The organism is Streptomyces sp. NBC_01298, assembly GCF_035978755.1.
Lineage (GTDB): Bacteria > Actinomycetota > Actinomycetes > Streptomycetales > Streptomycetaceae > Streptomyces.
Genome location: NZ_CP108414.1, coordinates 8,021,118 through 8,037,375 on the forward strand (window position 1 = coordinate 8,021,118; position 16,258 = coordinate 8,037,375).

Here is a 16,258-nt window from a genome sequence, read left to right on the forward strand (position 1 = left end):
CTTCCTCTTCCCCCTTCTCCCCCTCCCCCTCCTCCTTCCGCCGCACCAGGAGAAAGAGAGCACCGCACATGTTCGAGACCGTCCGCGCGGACCTCCGTACCACCCTCGACGAGATCCGCGCCGCGGGTCTGCACAAGCCCGAGCGCGTCATCGGCACCCCGCAGAACGCCGCCGTCGCCGTGACCTCGGGCGGCGCCGCGGGCGAGGTCCTCAACTTCTGCGCCAACAACTACCTCGGTCTCGCGGACCACCCCGAGGTGGTCACCGCGGCGAAGGAGGCCCTGGACCGCTGGGGCTACGGCATGGCCTCCGTGCGCTTCATCTGCGGTACGCAGGAGGTCCACAAGGAGCTGGAGGCGCGGCTCTCCGCCTTCCTCGGCCAGGAGGACACGATCCTGTACTCCTCCTGCTTCGACGCCAACGGCGGAGTCTTCGAGACCATCCTCGGCCCCGAGGACGCGGTGATCTCCGACGCCCTCAACCACGCCTCGATCATCGACGGCATCCGCCTCTCCAAGGCCCGCCGCTTCCGCTACGCCAACCGCGACATGGCGGAGCTGGAGGCCCGGCTCAAGGAGGCCACCGAGGGCGGCGCCCGCCGCAAGCTCATCGTCACCGACGGCGTGTTCTCGATGGACGGGTACGTCGCCCCGCTCGCCGAGATCTGCGACCTCGCGGAGCGCTACGACGCCATGGTCATGGTCGACGACTCGCACGCCGTCGGCTTCGTCGGCCCCGGCGGCCGCGGCACCCCCGAACTGCACGGGGTCATGGACCGCGTGGACATCATCACGGGCACCCTCGGCAAGGCACTGGGCGGAGCCTCCGGCGGCTACGTCGCGGCGCGCGCCGAGATCGTCGAGCTGCTGCGCCAGCGCTCGCGCCCGTACCTCTTCTCCAACTCCCTCGCCCCGGTCATCGCGGCGGCCTCCCTCAAGGTCCTCGACCTGCTGGAGTCCGCCGACGACCTGCGCGAGCGGCTGGCCGCCAACACCGCGCTCTTCCGCACGAAGATGACCGAGGCCGGCTTCGAGATCCTGCCCGGCGACCACGCCATCGCCCCTGTGATGATCGGCGACGCGGCGGAGGCGGCCAGGATGGCGGAACTCCTGCTGGAGCGCGGGGTCTACGTGATCGGCTTCTCGTACCCGGTGGTGCCGATGGGCGCGGCGCGGATCCGCGTCCAGCTCTCGGCCGCACACTCCACGGCCGACGTGGAACGCGCGATCGCGGCGTTCATCGACGCGCGGGCGGCCCTGGCGGGCGCCGAGAACTGAGCGGGGGCGTCCCTGGTGGGCGCCGAGAACTGAGCCCGGGCCGGCCCCCGTGGGGCGAGTGCGGCGCCATTGCCGGGGGCCGGCCCCCGGACCCCTGCTCCTCAAACGCCGGAGGGGCTGGATTTGGCCGGAGCAGGCTGGCACGTGATCGTCGGCGGTCCGGAAAAGTCAGCCTCGCCGGCGTTTGAGGCGCGGGGGCGGGGGCGGAGCCCCGGGGGGTCCGGGCGGAGCCCGGTACCCCTGCTCTTCAGCCCGTCCGGCGTTTGAGGACCGGGTCAGGGCGGAGCCCTGGGAACGGTGGAAGGGCGGGTAGGGGACAACACCCGCGGCGCACGGCAGACGCGTACGGGCGACCGATCGGGGCCTCCGCCGACGCCACGAGCCGGGGCCGGCCGGAGGGCAAGCCACCCGACCCGGTCCGCGCCGGCCCCGGCCCCGTCCGTTCGGTCGGCCCGGCAGGGCCTCGTGGGCTGCGAGAATGGCAGCGTGATCGACCCCCGGAGGCTGCGCATCCTGCGGGCCGTCGCGGACCACCGTACGGTGACCGCCGCGGCCGCCGCGCTGTACCTCACCCCCTCCGCCGTCTCCCAGCAGCTCGCGGCGCTGGAGCAGGAGACCGGGCACGCCCTGCTGACCCGCAGCGGCCGGGGCGTCCGGCTCACCGCGGCCGGGCAGATCCTGCTCGGGCACACCCACGAGGTGCTCGCACAACTGGAGCGGGCGGAAGCGGAACTCGCCGCCTACGCGGGCGGCTCGGCGGGCGAGGTCACCGTGGCCGCCTTCGCCACCGGAATCGCCGAAGTACTGGCCCCGGCCATCACCCGGCTCGCCGCGGACCACCCCGGGATCCGGCTGCGCGTGCGCGACGCGGAGGGCGACCAGAGCCTGCTGCTCCTGCTCGACGGGGAGGCGGACCTGGCGCTGGCCGTGGAGTACCGGGGAGCCCCGGGCGCCGACGACGGCCGGCTGTCCGTGCTCCCGCTCTACGCCGAGCCCTTCGACGCGGTCCTCCCGGCCGGGCATGCGCTCGGGGACCTGCCCGAGGTGTCCCTGGCCGACCTCTCCGATGCGGACTGGGTGGGACAGTACCCCGGCAACCCCTGCCACGACGTGATGCTCCTCGCCTGCGAACTGGCGGGGTTCCAGCCCCGGTTGGTGCACTCCTCCGACGACTTCCGGGCCGTGGTGGCCCTGGTCGGCGCCGCCGCCGGAGTGGCCCTCGTGCCGCGCTCGGCCCTGCGCGGCATGGACCTCAAGGAGGTGCAGGTCCGCCCGGTGTCCGGGCCCGCGCCCACCCGCCGCGTCTTCGCGGCCACCCGGCGCGGCGCCGAGGCGCACCCGCTGATCGCCCCGGTTCTGGCGGCCCTGACCCGTGAGGCGGACCGTCTCCCGGAACACTGACCGAGGGGGGTCCCGGGCCTACCGGACGGCCTGCCCGGAGCCCTGCGCGCAGTCCTGGCCGACCGTGAAGACGGCGCCGGGCGCGGCGTGGTCCACGGGCCCGGAGTAGCGGGCGCCGGCGCGGGCGACCGCCTCGGCCGGATCCATCTCGCGGCCGACGTGCGTGACGACCAGCCGCCCGGCGCGGGCCGCGCGCGCGGTGTCGCCGGCCTCCTCGGGGGTGTGGTGCACCGGTTCGCCGTCGGCCGGGTGCGCCGAGCTGTCGGCCTCGCAGAGCAGGAGCGCGCAATCCTCCGCGAACCGGGTCAGGGCCGCGCAGGGCGCCGTATCCCCGGAGTACACGAGGGACCGGCCTTCCGACTCGGCGCGCAGCGCGAAGGCGGGCATGCCGTGGGACACCGCCCGGCTGGTGAGGCCGAGCGCTCCGACCCGCGCGCGGTGGCCGTCGTACAGCTCGTGGACCTCGAAGGCGGCCTCGACCGGGCTGCGGTCCGGGCCGTTGGTGAGGAACCCCGCCAGCCGGTCGGCGATCCCGGGCGGCCCGTAGAGGGGGAGCGGCACGGGCCGCCGTACGTCGGCGTACAGCAGGCCGTAGTACGCGGTCAGCAGGTCGGCCGTGTGGTCGGCGTGCAGGTGCGAGATCCATATCGCGTCCAACTCGCCCAGCCCGAGGTGCCGTTGCAGCGGCCCGAGCGTCCCGCTGCCCGCGTCGACCCAGACCCGGGCGCCGCCGCCTTCGAGGAGGTAGCCGGAGCAGGGGTTGTCGGCGGCGGGGTAGGGCGTCGCGCTGCCCAGAACGGTGAGCCGGAGAAGATCGTCTGCCATCCGGGGAGTCTATGGATCAGGCGTACTCCACGGCGGCCCGGAACCGCTCAGGCGCGGATGACCTCCACGCCCGCCGCCTCGAAGGCCTCGGCCACCGACGGGGAGAGGCCGGTGTCCGTGACCAGGACGTCCACCGCGTCGGTCGAGACGATCCGGGCGAAGGCGCGGACGCCCAGCTTGCTGGAGTCGGCCGCGATCACCACGCGGCGGGCGCGCTCGCAGAGCAGCCGGTTCATGGCCGCCTCGTCCTCGTGGCGGGTGGCGGCCCCGTCGGCCGGATCGAAGGCGTCCACGCCGACGACGGCGGTGTCCACGGAGAGCTGCCCGAGCACTTCCATGGCCAGGGGGCCGGTGAGTTCGTAGGACTGGGGCCGGGCCACGCCCCCGGTGAGCACGATCTTGAACTGCGGTCTGATGACCAGCTCGCCCGCGATGTTCAGCGCGTTGGTGACCACGGTGAGGGCGGGTGAGCCGGTCGAGCCGGCGGCGAGGTCGGGGCGGGCGGCCAGCGCGCGCGCCACCTCGGTGGTCGTGGTGCCGCCGGTCAGGCCGATCACCTCGCCCGGGACGATCAGCGCCGCGACGGTCTCGCTGATGCGGCGCTTCTCGGCGGCCCGGCGCGAGGTGCGGTAGCGCAGGGGGAGTTCGTACGAGACCCCGTGCAGGACCGCTCCGCCGCGCGTGCGGACCAGCAGCTGCTGCTCGGCGAGCTGGTCGAGGTCGCGCCGGATGGTGGCGGCGGACACGCCGAGGGCCTCGGCGGCGGGTTCCACTTCCAGCTCGCCCCGCTCCACCAGCAGGTCCAGCAGTGTCTGCCAGCGTTCCTTGCGGGTCATCGGCCGCCCTTCCGGTCGTGTCTTCGAATCTCGCCTCGCCGTTCGCTTCGGCGCTCCCTCTTGGCCTACACGTCGAGATTAACGCAGGAGATCATCCCTGAGATGCTTGAAGTTGCGCGAAAGGGCCCAGTATCTTGCAGGAACACGCACTCAGAGGTGCACGCACTGCGCTAGGGAGCCGCCATGAGCCATGTCGCGTACGAGTTGGGCACGCAGCCCGCATGCTGGGAGCGGGCCGCCGAACTGGCCCCGGAACACCGGGCGGTGCTGCCGCGGCCGGGGGAGCGTACCGCGATCGTCGGATGCGGGACCTCGTACTACATGGCCCAGGCCGCCGCCGTGTTGCGCGAGGAGGCCGGGCAGGGCGAGACCGACGCCTTCCCCGCCTCGGAGTTCCCCCGCCACCGGCGCTACGACCGGGTCGTCGCGCTGACCCGGTCCGGGACCACCACCGAGGTCCTCGACCTGCTCGCCGGGCTGCGGGACGCGGGCGTGCCCACCACCGCCGTCATCGGGGACCCCGCCACCCCCGTCATCACCCTCGCCGACGCCCTCGTCGTCCTCGACTTCGCCGACGAGCGGTCCGTCGTGCAGACCCGCTTCGCCACCACCGCCCTCACCCTGCTGCGCGCCCACGTCGGCCTGCACAGCCCCTCCGTCGTCGCCGACGGGCGCGCCGCACTCGCCGACCCGCTCCCCGCCGAGCTGGAGACCCGGGGGCAGTTCACCTTCCTCGGACGGGGCTGGAGCGTGGGACTCGCCAACGAGGCGGCGCTGAAGATGCGCGAGGCCGCCCTGGCCTGGGCCGAGTCCTACCCGGCCATGGAGTACCGGCACGGTCCCATCAGCGTCTCGGCGCCCGGCACCGCCACCTGGTCGCTCGGCGAAGCGCCCGACGGGCTCGCCGAACAGGTCCGGGGGACCGGAGCCCAGTGGGTGGCCGGGCACCTCGACCCGCTGGCCGAGCTGGTCCGCGTACACCGCCTGGCCGTCGCCGTCGCCGCCCACCAGGGGCTGGACCCGGACGCGCCGCGCAATCTGACCCGGTCCGTCATCCTCACCACGGGCGAGGAGGCCGTCCGATGAGCCTCGTCCCCGCCGGCCGGCTCGTCCTGGAGGCCGCCGCCCAGGGCCGCGCCGTCGCCGCCTTCAACATCATCACGCTGGAGCACGCCGAAGCCGTCGTCGCGGGCGCCGAGGCCGCCGGACTGCCGGTGGTCCTCCAGCTCAGCGAGAACGCCGTCAAGTTCCGGGGCGGGGCGCTGCTGCCGATCAGCCGCGCGGCCGTCGCCGTGGCCGAGGCCGCGGGGGTCCCGGTCGGGCTGCACCTGGACCACGTCAAGAGCTCCGAACTGCTCCGGCAGGCCGTGGACGCCGGATTCAGCTCGGTCATGTACGACGCCGCGCACCTCTCCTACGCCGAGAACCTGGAGGCGACCCGCTCCGCCGCCGACTGGGCGCACGTCAACGGGCTCTGGATCGAGGCCGAGCTGGGCGAGGTCGGCGGCAAGAACGGGGCCGCGCCGCTGGACCCGCACGCACCCGGGGCCCGTACCGACCCGGACGAGGCGCGGCGGTTCGTCGCCGACTCCGGAGTGGACGCGCTGGCCGTCGCCATCGGCAGCAGCCATGCCATGACCAGCCGGACCGCCGCCCTGGACCACGTGCTGCTCGGCCGCCTGGCCAAGACGGTCGAGGTACCGCTGGTGCTGCACGGTTCCTCCGGTCTGCCGGACGCGGAGCTCGCCGCGGCCGTCGCCGGCGGCATCCGCAAGGTCAACATCGGCACCGCGCTCAACGTGGCGATGACCGAGGCCATCCGCACCCACCTGACCCCGGCCGATCCCCGTCCGTATTTGACCGCCGCAAGGGAGGCGATGACGGCGACGGCCGCCGCTATGATCAGCGCCCTGAACTGACCGGAACGGGTACTGGGGGGACTGGATGGACACACAGCGGGGTCTCGGCAGACGGCGGCTTCTTCTGGGACTGGGGGCCCCGCTGCTGCTCGGCGCGGCGGGGCTCGGCTACACGTTGTGGCCCGAAGAAGAAGCGAGCGAGAAGGTCCGCACCGATGTGGCACCGCTCAACCGGCGGTTCTGGACCGCGCTCGGTGACGTGTCCGAAGCGCACTGGCTGGGCTACGGCATCGACGAATCCGGGGGCGGCCGCTCGGTACCGCGCCCGGATTCCCGGATGCGGCTGGTCGGGGTCGCCCGTCTCAAGCAGGGGACGGCGAGCCGCATCATGCGCGACCCCGCCCACCACTTCGAGGAAGGGCCCCTGGAGGGTCTGCCCGCCCCGCTGAAGCCGTACGCGCCCTCCAGCGCGGCCTGGAAGCAGAGCCTGACCTACGACAAGGTCGCGCTGGAGGAAGGGCTGGGCGTGGTCCCGTCGGGCACCTTCCGCTTCGACGGGATCCGCGACCTCGTGTACTTCGACTACGTCTTCCTCTACACCTGAGCGGTGGCCCGCAGGTTTCCTCCCGCTCAGTGGGCGGACGGTTGCGGCGGCATTGAAGCCGCGGCCCGGGCGGTGTTTCGTCGGATGCCGGAGCAGAGCGGGCGCCGCCGGGGGAAGGCCACCGCACATGCCGGAGCGCCAGCCGTCGCACCCCATGTCACCCCACCTGCCACAGCCTTACCCGCCACAGCCTTACCCGCCACAGCCGTATCTGCCGCACCGCTTCGGGGTGTTCCTCGCCCCCTATCACCGGCCCGACGGGGACCCCGCGCTCCAGCTGCGCCGGGACCTCGACCTCGCCGCCGACCTCGACCGGCTCGGCTACGAGGAGCTGTGGGCCGGTGAACACCACTCCGCCGGCTACGAGGTCATCGCCTCGCCCGAGGTGTTCCTCGCCGCGGCGGCCGAGCGCACCGGCCGCATCATGCTCGGAACCGGCGTCAACTCCCTGCCCTACCACCAGCCGTTGATCCTCGCCGACCGGATCTGCCAGCTCGACCAGCAGTCCCGCGGCCGCGCCATGCTCGGAGTCGGCCCGGGGCAACTGCCCTCCGATGCCTTCATGATGGGAGTCGACCCATCCCCCAGACTTCGTCCGGGGGGACCCCCAGACTCCCGCGCGATGATGGCCGACTCGCTCGACGCGATCGTGCGGCTGCTGCGCGGGGAGACGGTCACGGCCGCCACCGACTGGTTCGCCCTGGAGGAGGCCCGGCTCCAGCTCGGGCCCTACCGGGGCCGGGAACTGGAGGTCGCGGTCGCCTCCGCCGTATCGCCCACCGGGGCGGTGCTCGCCGGACGCCACGGGGTCGGCATGCTCTCGCTCGCCGCCGCGGACCCCGCCGGGTACGCGGCGCTCGACGCCAACTGGGCCGCCCACGAACGCGCCTGCGGCGAGGCCGGCCGCCGTCGAACGCTGGACCACCGAAGGGCTGCCCACCTTCGGCCGGGCCGTCATCGGTACCCCGGAGGACGCCGTGGCGCGGATCGGGCAACTCGCCCAGAAGACGGGCGGGTTCGGGACCTCCCTCATCCTGCGGCTGGACCTCGCCGAGCCCGCGGCCGCCCTGCGCAGCCTGGAGCTCTTCGCCGAGCGGGTCGTCCCCCGGCTGACCGGCCACACCGAGGCCCGGCGGGCCAGCCTGGAGTGGGCCGGACTGGGCAGCGAGCGCTTCACCGGGGCCCTGCGCCGCTCCACGATGGAGGCCATCGCCCGCAAGGGGGAGGTCCGTTGAGGGCCGCGGTGCTCGAAGCCGGCCGGTTCCGCGTACGGGAGCACCCGGATCCGGTGCCCGGCCCCGGGCAGGCGCTCGTGGCGACCGAAGCCTGCGGGATCTGCGGCTCCGACCTGAGCGCGGTCGCCCACACCGAGGAGTTCCTCCGGGCCTCCCGGGACAGCGCAGCCACAAGCTTCCTCTTCGACCCGGACCGGCCGCTGGTGATGGGCCACGAGTTCTCCGGCCGGGTCCTCGCCCACGGGCCCGGCGCGACCGGTCCCGAACCGGGCACCGGGGTCGTCGGCCTGCCCTGGGCGGTCGACCCGGGCGGAGTCGTGCGGACCGTGGGCTACAGCAATGCCTTCCCCGGCGGATTCGGCGAACGGATCGTCGTACAGGCGCAGGCGCTGCTGCCCGTACCGCCGTCCCTGGACCTGGCACTCGCCGCCCTGACCGAGCCGCTGGCCGTGGGTTTCGGGAACATCGCCCGCAGCGCGGCGGGAAAGGACACCCCGGCCGTGGTCGTCAACTGCGTGGGCGTGCCCGGCCTGCTGAACCAGCTCCTGCACACCGTCCCGCGCGGCACCGAGATCCTGCAGATCGGCGGGGTGATGACCGAGGACGTGATCCGCCCGGTGGCCGGCATCTACAAGGACGTCACGATCCGCATGTGCCTGACCTACCCGCCCGAGGAGTTCGGTGCCACCCTCGCCCGCCTCGCCGACGGCCGCGTCGACCCCGGGTCCCTGGTCACGGGAGAGGCGGGCTCCGGCGGGCTGGACGCGGCCTTCGCCTCCCTGCGGCGGCCGGAGGAGCACATCAAGGTCCTGATCCGGCCGGGGCGGGAGGGAACCGGAGTGGTGGCCCGCTGACTGGCCCCTTTCCGGCCGGCCGCCGAGTTCCCGCTGACCCTTCCGGATTCTTGGAACAGGTTCTAGTCTGCCCCCGCGGCGGCGGCGGCCGTCCGCGCGACCTTGAACCACGAGAGACCCGGAGGGGCCGTGCACCTCGAATACACGCCTGAGCAGCAGCGGTTGCGCACCGAGCTGCGCGCCTACTTCGCCGAGCTGATCCCGGACGACGTCCACGCGCGCTACGAGGACCCGGCCGAGCAGAAGCGCTTCTACCGGGAGACCATCCGCCGGCTCGGCGCCGACGGCTGGCTCGGGGTCGGCTGGCCCAAGGAGTACGGCGGGCGCGGGATGTCGCCCATGGACCAGTTCATCTTCTTCGACGAGGCCGCGCAGGCCGTCGTACCGCTGCCGCTGATGGCGCTCAACACCGTCGGGCCGACCATCATGCAGTTCGGCACCGACGAGCAGAAGGCGTACTTCCTGCCCAAGATCCTCGCCGGGGAGATCGACTTCGCCATCGGCTACAGCGAGCCCGACGCCGGCACGGACCTCGCCGCGCTCAAGTGCAAGGCCGTCCGTGAGGGCGACGAGGAGACCGGCACCTACGTCGTCGACGGGCAGAAGATCTGGACCACCAACGGCGACACCGCCGACTGGGTCTGGCTCGCCGTCCGCACCGACCCGGACGCCCCCGCCCACAAGGGCATCACCATGCTCCTGGTGCCGACCTCCGACCCCGGGTACTCCTGCACCCTGATCAACACCCTGGCCTCGCACGACACCACCGCCAGCTACTACGAGAACATCCGGGTCCCCGCGAGCCGCCGGGTCGGCCAGGAGAACAAGGGCTGGCGCCTGATCACCAACCAGCTCAACCACGAGCGCGTCACCCTCGCCGCGCACGGCACCATGGCCATCCGGGCCCTGCACGACGTCCAGCGCTGGGCCGCCGAGACCAAGCTCGCCGACGGCCGCCGGGTCATCGACCTCTCCTGGGTCCGCGGCCGCCTGGCCCGCACCCACGCCCGCCTCGACGCCATGAAGCTGCTGAACTGGCAGATGGTCAACGCCGTCCAGGACGGCGTCCTCACCCCGCAGGACGCCTCCGCCGTCAAGGTCTACGGCTCCGAGGCGCGCCGGGACGCGTACGCCTGGCTGATGGAGGTGGTCGGCGCGGCGGGTTCCCTCAAGGACGGCTCCGCGGGCGCGGTCCTGCACGGCGAACTGGAGCGCGGCTACCGCAGCGCGGTCATCTTCACCTTCGGCGGCGGCAACAACGAGATCCAGCGCGAGATCATCTCGTGGATCGGCCTCGGCATGCCGAGGGTGCGCCGCTGACCGTCTTCGCGGCGAGGCCGGGCAGGTGGGACCTACCGGAGGCGTGTCGCGGTCCGGACGAGGTCGGCGACCGCTCGCGACCGGCTGTGCGGGGGCCAGGCGATGACGGTGGTGACCGCCGGCGCGTCCAGCACGGGCACGGCGGCGAGGTCGTCGTGCAGCCGGTCCCGGCACGACTCCGGTGCGACCGCGCACGCGCGGCCGAGGGCGACGAGCTGCAGCAGCTGCGCTTGGTCGCGGACTTGCGGTCCGGGGCCGGGCGGGTAGGTGCCGTCGGGGTCGGGCCAGCGCGGCAGGGGCAGACCGGGCAGGGCGGTGATGTCGCCCATGTGGACATGGGCGCGGACGGTGAGCGGGTGCCCGGCCGGCAGGACCACGACCTGGCCCTCGGTGCGGAGTTCCTCGGTGTGGAACCCGGCCGTCGAGTCGAACGGCCGGTGCAGCAGCGCCACGTCGGCCCGGCCCTCGCGCAGGAGCCGCTGCTGCTCGGCAGGGCCGCACAGGATGACGTCGACGGGGACCGCGCCGGGTTCGGCGGCGTACGCGTCGAGCAGTGCGGCCAGCAGTTCTCTGGACGCGCTGGCCTTCGTGACCAGGGCCAGGCCGGGACGGCCGGTCGCGGACAGGGCCGCGCGGCGGGTCCGGCGCTCGGCGGCGTCGACCGCGTCGAGGGCCGCCCGGCCCTCGGCCAACAGCACCGAGCCGGCCTCGGTCAGCGTCACGGCGCGACTGGTCCGATCCAGCAGCGCCGCCCCGAGCCGGCGTTCGAGCTGCTGGATCGCCCGTGACAGCGGCGGCTGCGCGATCCCGAGCCGCTGCGCGGCCCGCCCGAAGTGCAGCTCCTCGGCGACGGCGACGAAATAGCGCAGTTCCCGGGTCTCCATGCCGCCACGGTACTCCGGATCGATACCCTGACGGTATCGCTGCCCACCCGATCGGTCTTGGACCCCCGCCGGGGTCCGGGCGCAGCATGGTGCCCATGAGCGAAGAGACGATCGCGCTGGTCACCGGCGCGAACAAGGGAATCGGCTACGAGATCGCCGTGGGCCTGGGCGCCCTCGGCTGGAGCGTCGGCGTCGGCGCCCGAGACGGCCGGCGCCGTGAGGCGGCGGTGGAGCGACTGCGCGCGGCCGGCGTCGACGCGTTCGCCGTACCACTGGACGTGACCGACGACGCGAGCGCGACCGCCGCCGCACGGCTGATCGAGGAACGGGCGGGTCGCCTCGACGTGCTCGTCAACAACGCCGCCATCACCGGCGGCATGCCACAGGAGCCGACCGGGGTCGATCCGGCCACCATCCGGACGGTCGTGGAGACCAACGTGATCGGCGTCATCCGCGTCACCAACGCGATGCTGCCGCTGCTGCGCCGCTCCGCCTCGCCGCGGATCGTGAACATGTCCAGCAGCGTCGGCTCCCTGGCCCGCCAGTCGGGCCCCGCCGCAGAGCGGTCGGCAGGTCCGGTGGCCGTGGCGTACGCGCCGTCGAAGACGTTCCTGAACGCCGTCACCCTCCAGTACGCCCGGGAGCTGAGCGGCACGAACATCCTGATCAACGCAGGCTGCCCCGGCTATGTCGCGACCGACCTCAACGGCTTCCGCGGCGTGCGCACCCCCGAACAGGGCGCGGCCATCGCCATCGAACTCGCGACCCTGCCGGACGGCGGCCCGACCGGACAGTTCTTCGACGACGCGGGCGTAGTGCCCTGGTGATGCGCACGGCGGTCGGGCCGCGTGAACCGTGGCGGTCGCTCAGCCCTGCGGGCGGTGGTCCGGGTGGATCCAGCTGGGTTTGCGGAACTTCAGGAAGCAGACGGGCGCCACGATGCCCAGGAGCAGCAGGCCGCCGCCGACGATCAGCAGGTAGCGCCACAGGGGCTGGCCGCCGAACTGGTCCGGCGGTACGAAGCCGATGAGCAGCGCGGCGACCGAGGCCACGGCCCCGGTGCCCGCCACCCAGGTCACGGCGGGCACCCGGAAGCCGCGTTCCACCTCGGGCCGGGTCCTGCGGAGCCGGACCACCGCCGCGAACATCAGCAGGTAGGCGATCAGATAGATCTGCACCGTGATCACCGAGAACATCCAGTACGCGCTGGAGACGTCGCCGCTGAAGGCGTACAGCACACCGATCAGGGTGGTGATCACGCCCTGCGCGACCATGATGTTCTGCGGGGTGCCGTACTTGTTGAACCGCTGGAAGACCGGGGGCAGGTACCCCTCCTGACGGGAGAGCAGGACCAGGCCCTTGGCGGGGCCGGACAGCCAGGTGAGCATGCCGCCGAGAGCGGCCGCCACCAGCATGACCCCGACGACCCTCGTCATCCATCCGATGTGGAAGTGGTCGAAGAAGGCCTGGAAGGCCTGCATCAGCCCGGCGGTGAGGCTCAGCTCCTTGGACGGCATCACCCAGGAGATCGCCAGGGCCGGAAGGATGAAGATCAGCAGGACCAGGCCCGTCGCCAGGAACATCGACCTCGGGTACTCGCGCTTCGGGTGCCGCAGCGAGGAGACGTGTACGCCGTTCATCTCCATGCCCGCGTAGGACAGGAAGTTGTTGACGATCAGGACCAGGCTGGCGAGCCCCGTCCACGGCGGCAGCCAGTGGGAGGCGCCCATGGGCTGGGCCGAGGGGTTGCCCTGGCCGAGGAAGACGATGCCGAGGACCACCAGGAGCACGCCGGGGACCAGGGTGCCGATGACGAGCCCGGCGGAGGAGAGGCCCGCGACCGTCTTCGTGCCGCGGGAGGAGATCCAGACCCCGGTCCAGTAGACGACGACGATGACGATCGCGACGTAGAGCCCGTTCTCGGCGAGCCGGGGGTTGACGACGTAGGCGAAGGTGCTCGCCACGTACGCCAGCAGGCTCGGGTAGTACGCGATGGTCATGGCGAACTGGCACCACACCGCGACGAACCCGAGCGGTTTGCCGAGCGCCTCGCTGACCCACCGGTAGATGCCGCCGGACCAGCCCGAGGCCAGCTCGGCGCCGACCAGGGCGGTCGGCAGGAGGAAGACGACGGCGGGCAGGAGGTAGAGGAAGACCGCGGCGAGACCGTAGATCGCCATGGAGGGCGAGGGACGGAGGCTGGCGACGGAGGCGGTCGTCATCAGGGCGAGCGTCACCCAGGAGATGAACTGCCTCTTCGTCCCGCGGCCGGCCCCGGCCCCCGCTTCGGCTTCGACCTCGTCGGGTGTGTCTTCCGTGGTGGCCATGGACCCATGCTCGGTGCCCGCCCCGGCTCCCGCACATCGAAAGCGGAGCCCTCCTGTGCCGGGCCCCACCCTCCCTCCGAACGGCCTAATCTGCGGCGGCGGTCTCGGCGTGCCGGGCCTCCGTCGCCGCGATCACCCGCTGCCGGGCCAGCCGCCGGGCCTGCTTCAGCTTCGTGTCGGCCACGAGGACGGGGACGTACCAGAGCCAGCCCCACACGCTGTAGGACAGCGTCCCGCTCAGCACCAGCGCTTTGTTGGTGGCCAGGACCAGCACGAAGGTGGCGACGTACGCGGCCACCCGGTGACGGACCATGAGGCGCAGCGGTGCCCGCCAGGGGCCGGCCAGCAGTTCCAGCGCGGCGGTCACCTCGGCGGCCCGCAGGTCCTCGGGATGGGCGGGCGCGGTGCCGCCCTGCTCCAGCGCGACGGCGACATCGGCGCTGTGGGACGTCTGAGCCGCCTGGTCGGCCCGTACGGTGTCCGCCTTCGCCCGTACGTCCTGCCAGTAACCCCGCCCCGCCCAGCCGAGGGCGTCCTCCACCCTGGCCGCCTCGGGCGACCCCGGCGGCGCCAGCTCGGCGATCCGCTCCTTGAGCGGATCAGCCTTGGCGCCACGCCGCGGATGCGTCCAGTTGTCGGCCCGCAGACAGAGCTCCAGGTAGGAGACGAGCAGACCGAGGTCGTCCGGCCACCGTGCGAGCCCCGCGGTGTAGGCGGCCTCCGCCTCCGCGTCGTGGTCGTCCTCGTCCTCCGCGGCGTGCGCGAGTCCGAGCCACCGGTAGAGCACCGGATCGGGTCCGAGCTCGGACAGGCCGGATTCGGCCAGGCTTCGGACCTTGGAGAAAGCACGCAGGGCGAAGAGCTCCTCGCAGCGTACGGCGTAGTCGTCGTGTGTCATGGTTCCCGCCCCAGTCGATCAGTACGGTCACTTTCAGCCATACGAATCCGCTGGTCAAGGCCTAGACCTGGCCCGCTCCGCCGTCCACGAAGAGTTCGATCCCGGTGATGAAGCTGCTCTCCCGGGAGGCGAGGAACAGGGCCGCCGCCGCCACCTCCTCGGGGCGTCCGGCCCGGCCGAGCGGGACTCCGGCGGTCGCCCGCTCGCGTACGTGCGCCGGGGCGCCGGCCAGCGCCGGGGTGTCGATCGGGCCCGGGCTGAGGGTGTTGACCCGGATGGCGCGCCCCGCGAGCTCCAGCGCCAGGCTGCGCGCGAGGGACCGTACGGCCGCCTTCGTGGCGGCGTAGACCCCGTAGCGCGTGGACGCCGAGGAGCCGGCGGCCGAGCCCAGCAGGATCACCGAGGCGCCGTCGCGCAGCAGTGGCAGGGCCCGTTGGACGGTGAAGAAGGCGCCCCGGAAGTTGAGGTCGGAGGTGGCGTCGAACTGCTCCTCGGTGAACTCGGCGAAGCCGCCGGGCGGGCCGCCGCCCGCGTTCACGACCAGCACGTCGACGGGCCCGAAGCCCGCGGCGGCGACCGCCGCGTAGAGCCGGTCCAGATCGGCGACGCGGGAGGCGTCACCCGGGACGGCCACGGCGCCGGGGCCCAGCTCGCGGACCGCCGCGGCGAGTTCCTCCGGCCGCCGTCCGGTGACGAAGACCCGGGCGCCCTCCGCCACGAAGCGGCGGGCCGTCGCCAGGCCGATGCCGGACGAACCGCCCGTGACGACCGCGACCTGACCTTCGAGCTGTCCCGTATGCCCCGCACGTGCCGCATGTCCCGTACCCATGACCGTGCCTCCGCGTCCCGAGGGGAGGCGGGTGCGGTCCGCCGGCGGGAAAGCCTAGTGGCGCGCACGGGCGTGCGTGCGGCCGTTCGGTGGAATGCTGGAAGGGCGCACAGCACGTGGCCATGCAGCACGTGCCCACAGCGAGGCCTCACAGCCACGGGGGAGGAGCAGGACATGGGCGACGAGAGCGCGGGCCCCGATCCGGGGCTCTACGGCCCCGGATCCGTGACCTGGCAGTGCCACGGGGACCCGGTCATGTGGATCGCCGGGGTCCGCGCGCTGTACCTCCAGGCCCTGCACCCGCGCGCGCTCCGCGGAGTCATGGAGAACAGCTCCGCCTTCAGCGGGGAGAACGGCGGGGGCGACGCCTGGGGACGCCTGCTGCGCACCGCCGACTTCGTCGGCACCGTCACCTACGGCACCACCGAGGCCGCCGAGCGGGCCGGTGCCCGCGTCCGCAAGATCCACACCCTGCTGTCGGCGACCGATCCGGCCACCGGGACACGGTTCCGGGTGGACGAGCCGGAGCTGCTGCTCTGGATCCACTGCGCGCAGATCGACAGCTTCCTGCACGTCCTGCGCCGCTCCGGGGTCCCGCTCACCCCCGCGCAGGCGGACCGCTACGTGGCCGAGAACCGCGTCAACGCACGGCTCGTCGGCCTCGACCCGTCCGGGGTGCCCGGGGACACCGCGTCCCTCGCCGCCTACTTCGAGCGGATCCGCCCCGAACTCGCCGCCGGACCCGACGCGCACGCCGTCGACGCCTTCCTGTGCGCCCCTCCCATCCACCCCCTCCTCGTCCCTGGCCGAAACCTTGTGTGGCGCCCGCTCGCCGCCCTCGCGTACGGGTCCCTCCCCGGCTGGGCGCACCAGCTGTACGGCCGCCCCGCACCGGCCCCGCGCAGTGTTACCCGCCGCCTGCGCCTCACCGGTACCCTGCTGCGCAGCATTCCCGCAGGTCTGCGCTGGCAGCTACCTCCAGGTCACATCTTGAAAGCGATGCGCCGCATGGGCCCCGGGAGCCGCCCCGCGCCGTACACACTGCGTACATCAGCGGCCATACTGGACCGGCCGGGGAGGGCGTAGCACGACACACGGGGGCGACTTCA

Annotated in this window: 16 protein-coding genes and 1 pseudogene; 11 read left to right on the top strand and 6 right to left on the bottom strand. The window is 73.1% G+C overall.

The genetic code is table 11. The features are described from left to right. Positions 1-68: 68 nt before the first annotated feature. Entirely contained in the window at positions 69-1,277 is a 1,209-nt protein-coding gene (locus tag OG730_RS36670; RefSeq protein ID WP_327308296.1) for a glycine C-acetyltransferase, read from the top strand. Positions 1,278-1,763: 486 nt separating this feature from the next. Then, entirely contained in the window at positions 1,764-2,678 is a 915-nt protein-coding gene (locus tag OG730_RS36675) for a LysR family transcriptional regulator (protein WP_327308297.1), read from the top strand. A gap of 18 nt (positions 2,679-2,696) precedes the next feature. Here OG730_RS36675 and OG730_RS36680 read toward each other — a convergent pair whose 3' ends face one another. Then, positions 2,697-3,503 (bottom strand): MBL fold metallo-hydrolase, encoded by an 807-nt coding sequence (locus tag OG730_RS36680; RefSeq protein WP_327308298.1) that lies wholly within the window; start codon positions 3,501-3,503, stop codon positions 2,697-2,699. Between the two features lie 47 nt (positions 3,504-3,550). Then, positions 3,551-4,339 (bottom strand): DeoR/GlpR family DNA-binding transcription regulator, encoded by a 789-nt coding sequence (locus OG730_RS36685; protein ID WP_327308299.1) that lies wholly within the window; start codon positions 4,337-4,339, stop codon positions 3,551-3,553. A 183-nt stretch (positions 4,340-4,522) separates the two neighbouring features. Here OG730_RS36685 and OG730_RS36690 point away from each other — a divergent pair, with 183 nt between their 5' ends. The 7 genes and pseudogenes from OG730_RS36690 (at position 4,523) to OG730_RS36720 (ending at position 10,211) form a co-directional block, all read left to right on the top strand. Then, entirely contained in the window at positions 4,523-5,425 is a 903-nt protein-coding gene (locus OG730_RS36690) for an SIS domain-containing protein (protein WP_327308300.1), read from the top strand. Beyond that, positions 5,422-6,258: a class II fructose-bisphosphate aldolase gene (locus OG730_RS36695; RefSeq protein ID WP_327308301.1), complete on the top strand. Its 837-nt coding sequence runs from the start codon at positions 5,422-5,424 to the stop codon at positions 6,256-6,258. Before OG730_RS36690 ends, OG730_RS36695 begins: the two co-directional genes overlap by 4 nt. A gap of 25 nt (positions 6,259-6,283) precedes the next feature. Further along, entirely contained in the window at positions 6,284-6,802 is a 519-nt protein-coding gene (locus OG730_RS36700; protein WP_327308302.1) for a hypothetical protein, read from the top strand. Between the two features lie 154 nt (positions 6,803-6,956). After that, a pseudogene (locus tag OG730_RS44385) lies at positions 6,957-7,640 on the top strand (LLM class flavin-dependent oxidoreductase); the annotation flags it as partial. 139 nt (positions 7,641-7,779) lie between these two features. After that, positions 7,780-8,037, top strand: a complete 258-nt coding sequence (locus OG730_RS36710) for a hypothetical protein (protein ID WP_327308304.1) — start codon at positions 7,780-7,782, stop codon at positions 8,035-8,037. Then, positions 8,034-8,891 (top strand): alcohol dehydrogenase catalytic domain-containing protein, encoded by an 858-nt coding sequence (locus OG730_RS36715; RefSeq protein WP_327308305.1) that lies wholly within the window; start codon positions 8,034-8,036, stop codon positions 8,889-8,891. Before OG730_RS36710 ends, OG730_RS36715 begins: the two co-directional genes overlap by 4 nt. A gap of 129 nt (positions 8,892-9,020) precedes the next feature. Continuing rightward, positions 9,021-10,211: an acyl-CoA dehydrogenase family protein gene (locus OG730_RS36720; RefSeq protein ID WP_327308306.1), complete on the top strand. Its 1,191-nt coding sequence runs from the start codon at positions 9,021-9,023 to the stop codon at positions 10,209-10,211. A 32-nt stretch (positions 10,212-10,243) separates the two neighbouring features. Here the strand turns inward: OG730_RS36720 and OG730_RS36725 are convergent, their stop codons facing one another. After that, positions 10,244-11,095, bottom strand: a complete 852-nt coding sequence (locus OG730_RS36725) for a LysR family transcriptional regulator (protein ID WP_327308307.1) — start codon at positions 11,093-11,095, stop codon at positions 10,244-10,246. Positions 11,096-11,190: 95 nt separating this feature from the next. Between OG730_RS36725 and OG730_RS36730 the strand changes: the two genes are divergently transcribed. Then, positions 11,191-11,922, top strand: a complete 732-nt coding sequence (locus OG730_RS36730) for an SDR family NAD(P)-dependent oxidoreductase (RefSeq protein WP_327308308.1) — start codon at positions 11,191-11,193, stop codon at positions 11,920-11,922. 39 nt (positions 11,923-11,961) lie between these two features. Here OG730_RS36730 and OG730_RS36735 read toward each other — a convergent pair whose 3' ends face one another. The 3 genes from OG730_RS36735 to OG730_RS36745 all read right to left on the bottom strand — a co-directional run bounded on the left by OG730_RS36735 (position 11,962) and on the right by OG730_RS36745 (position 15,149). Then, on the bottom strand, positions 11,962-13,422 hold the full coding sequence (locus OG730_RS36735; protein WP_327308309.1) for a glutamate/gamma-aminobutyrate antiporter GadC: 1,461 nt from the start codon (positions 13,420-13,422) through the stop codon (positions 11,962-11,964). 85 nt (positions 13,423-13,507) lie between these two features. Then, positions 13,508-14,320, bottom strand: coding sequence for a hypothetical protein (locus OG730_RS36740; RefSeq protein WP_327308310.1), 813 nt, complete (start codon positions 14,318-14,320; stop codon positions 13,508-13,510). A gap of 61 nt (positions 14,321-14,381) precedes the next feature. Next, positions 14,382-15,149 carry an SDR family NAD(P)-dependent oxidoreductase gene (locus tag OG730_RS36745; protein WP_327308311.1) on the bottom strand — a complete coding sequence of 256 codons (768 nt, stop codon included), beginning with the start codon at positions 15,147-15,149 and terminating at the stop codon, positions 14,382-14,384. Positions 15,150-15,323: 174 nt separating this feature from the next. On the opposite strand from OG730_RS36745, the gene OG730_RS36750 reads away from it, so the two are divergent. Further along, a complete protein-coding gene (locus OG730_RS36750; protein WP_327308312.1) occupies positions 15,324-16,235 on the top strand; it encodes an oxygenase MpaB family protein in 912 nt (303 codons plus the stop codon). The last annotated feature ends 23 nt before the right edge of the window (positions 16,236-16,258 follow it).

Coding starts and splice junctions, on each gene's coding strand:
- OG730_RS36670 (WP_327308296.1), top strand. CDS start 69: ATGTTCGAGACCGTCCGCGCGGACCTCCGTACCACCCTCGACGAGATC.
- OG730_RS36680 (WP_327308298.1), bottom strand. CDS start 3,503: ATGGCAGACGATCTTCTCCGGCTCACCGTTCTGGGCAGCGCGACGCCC.
- OG730_RS36685 (WP_327308299.1), bottom strand. CDS start 4,339: ATGACCCGCAAGGAACGCTGGCAGACACTGCTGGACCTGCTGGTGGAG.
- OG730_RS36690 (WP_327308300.1), top strand. CDS start 4,523: ATGAGCCATGTCGCGTACGAGTTGGGCACGCAGCCCGCATGCTGGGAG.
- OG730_RS36695 (WP_327308301.1), top strand. CDS start 5,422: ATGAGCCTCGTCCCCGCCGGCCGGCTCGTCCTGGAGGCCGCCGCCCAG.
- OG730_RS36700 (WP_327308302.1), top strand. CDS start 6,284: ATGGACACACAGCGGGGTCTCGGCAGACGGCGGCTTCTTCTGGGACTG.
- OG730_RS36725 (WP_327308307.1), bottom strand. CDS start 11,095: ATGGAGACCCGGGAACTGCGCTATTTCGTCGCCGTCGCCGAGGAGCTG.
- OG730_RS36730 (WP_327308308.1), top strand. CDS start 11,191: ATGAGCGAAGAGACGATCGCGCTGGTCACCGGCGCGAACAAGGGAATC.
- OG730_RS36735 (WP_327308309.1), bottom strand. CDS start 13,422: ATGGCCACCACGGAAGACACACCCGACGAGGTCGAAGCCGAAGCGGGG.
- OG730_RS36740 (WP_327308310.1), bottom strand. CDS start 14,320: ATGACACACGACGACTACGCCGTACGCTGCGAGGAGCTCTTCGCCCTG.
- OG730_RS36745 (WP_327308311.1), bottom strand. CDS start 15,149: ATGGGTACGGGACATGCGGCACGTGCGGGGCATACGGGACAGCTCGAA.
- OG730_RS36750 (WP_327308312.1), top strand. CDS start 15,324: ATGGGCGACGAGAGCGCGGGCCCCGATCCGGGGCTCTACGGCCCCGGA.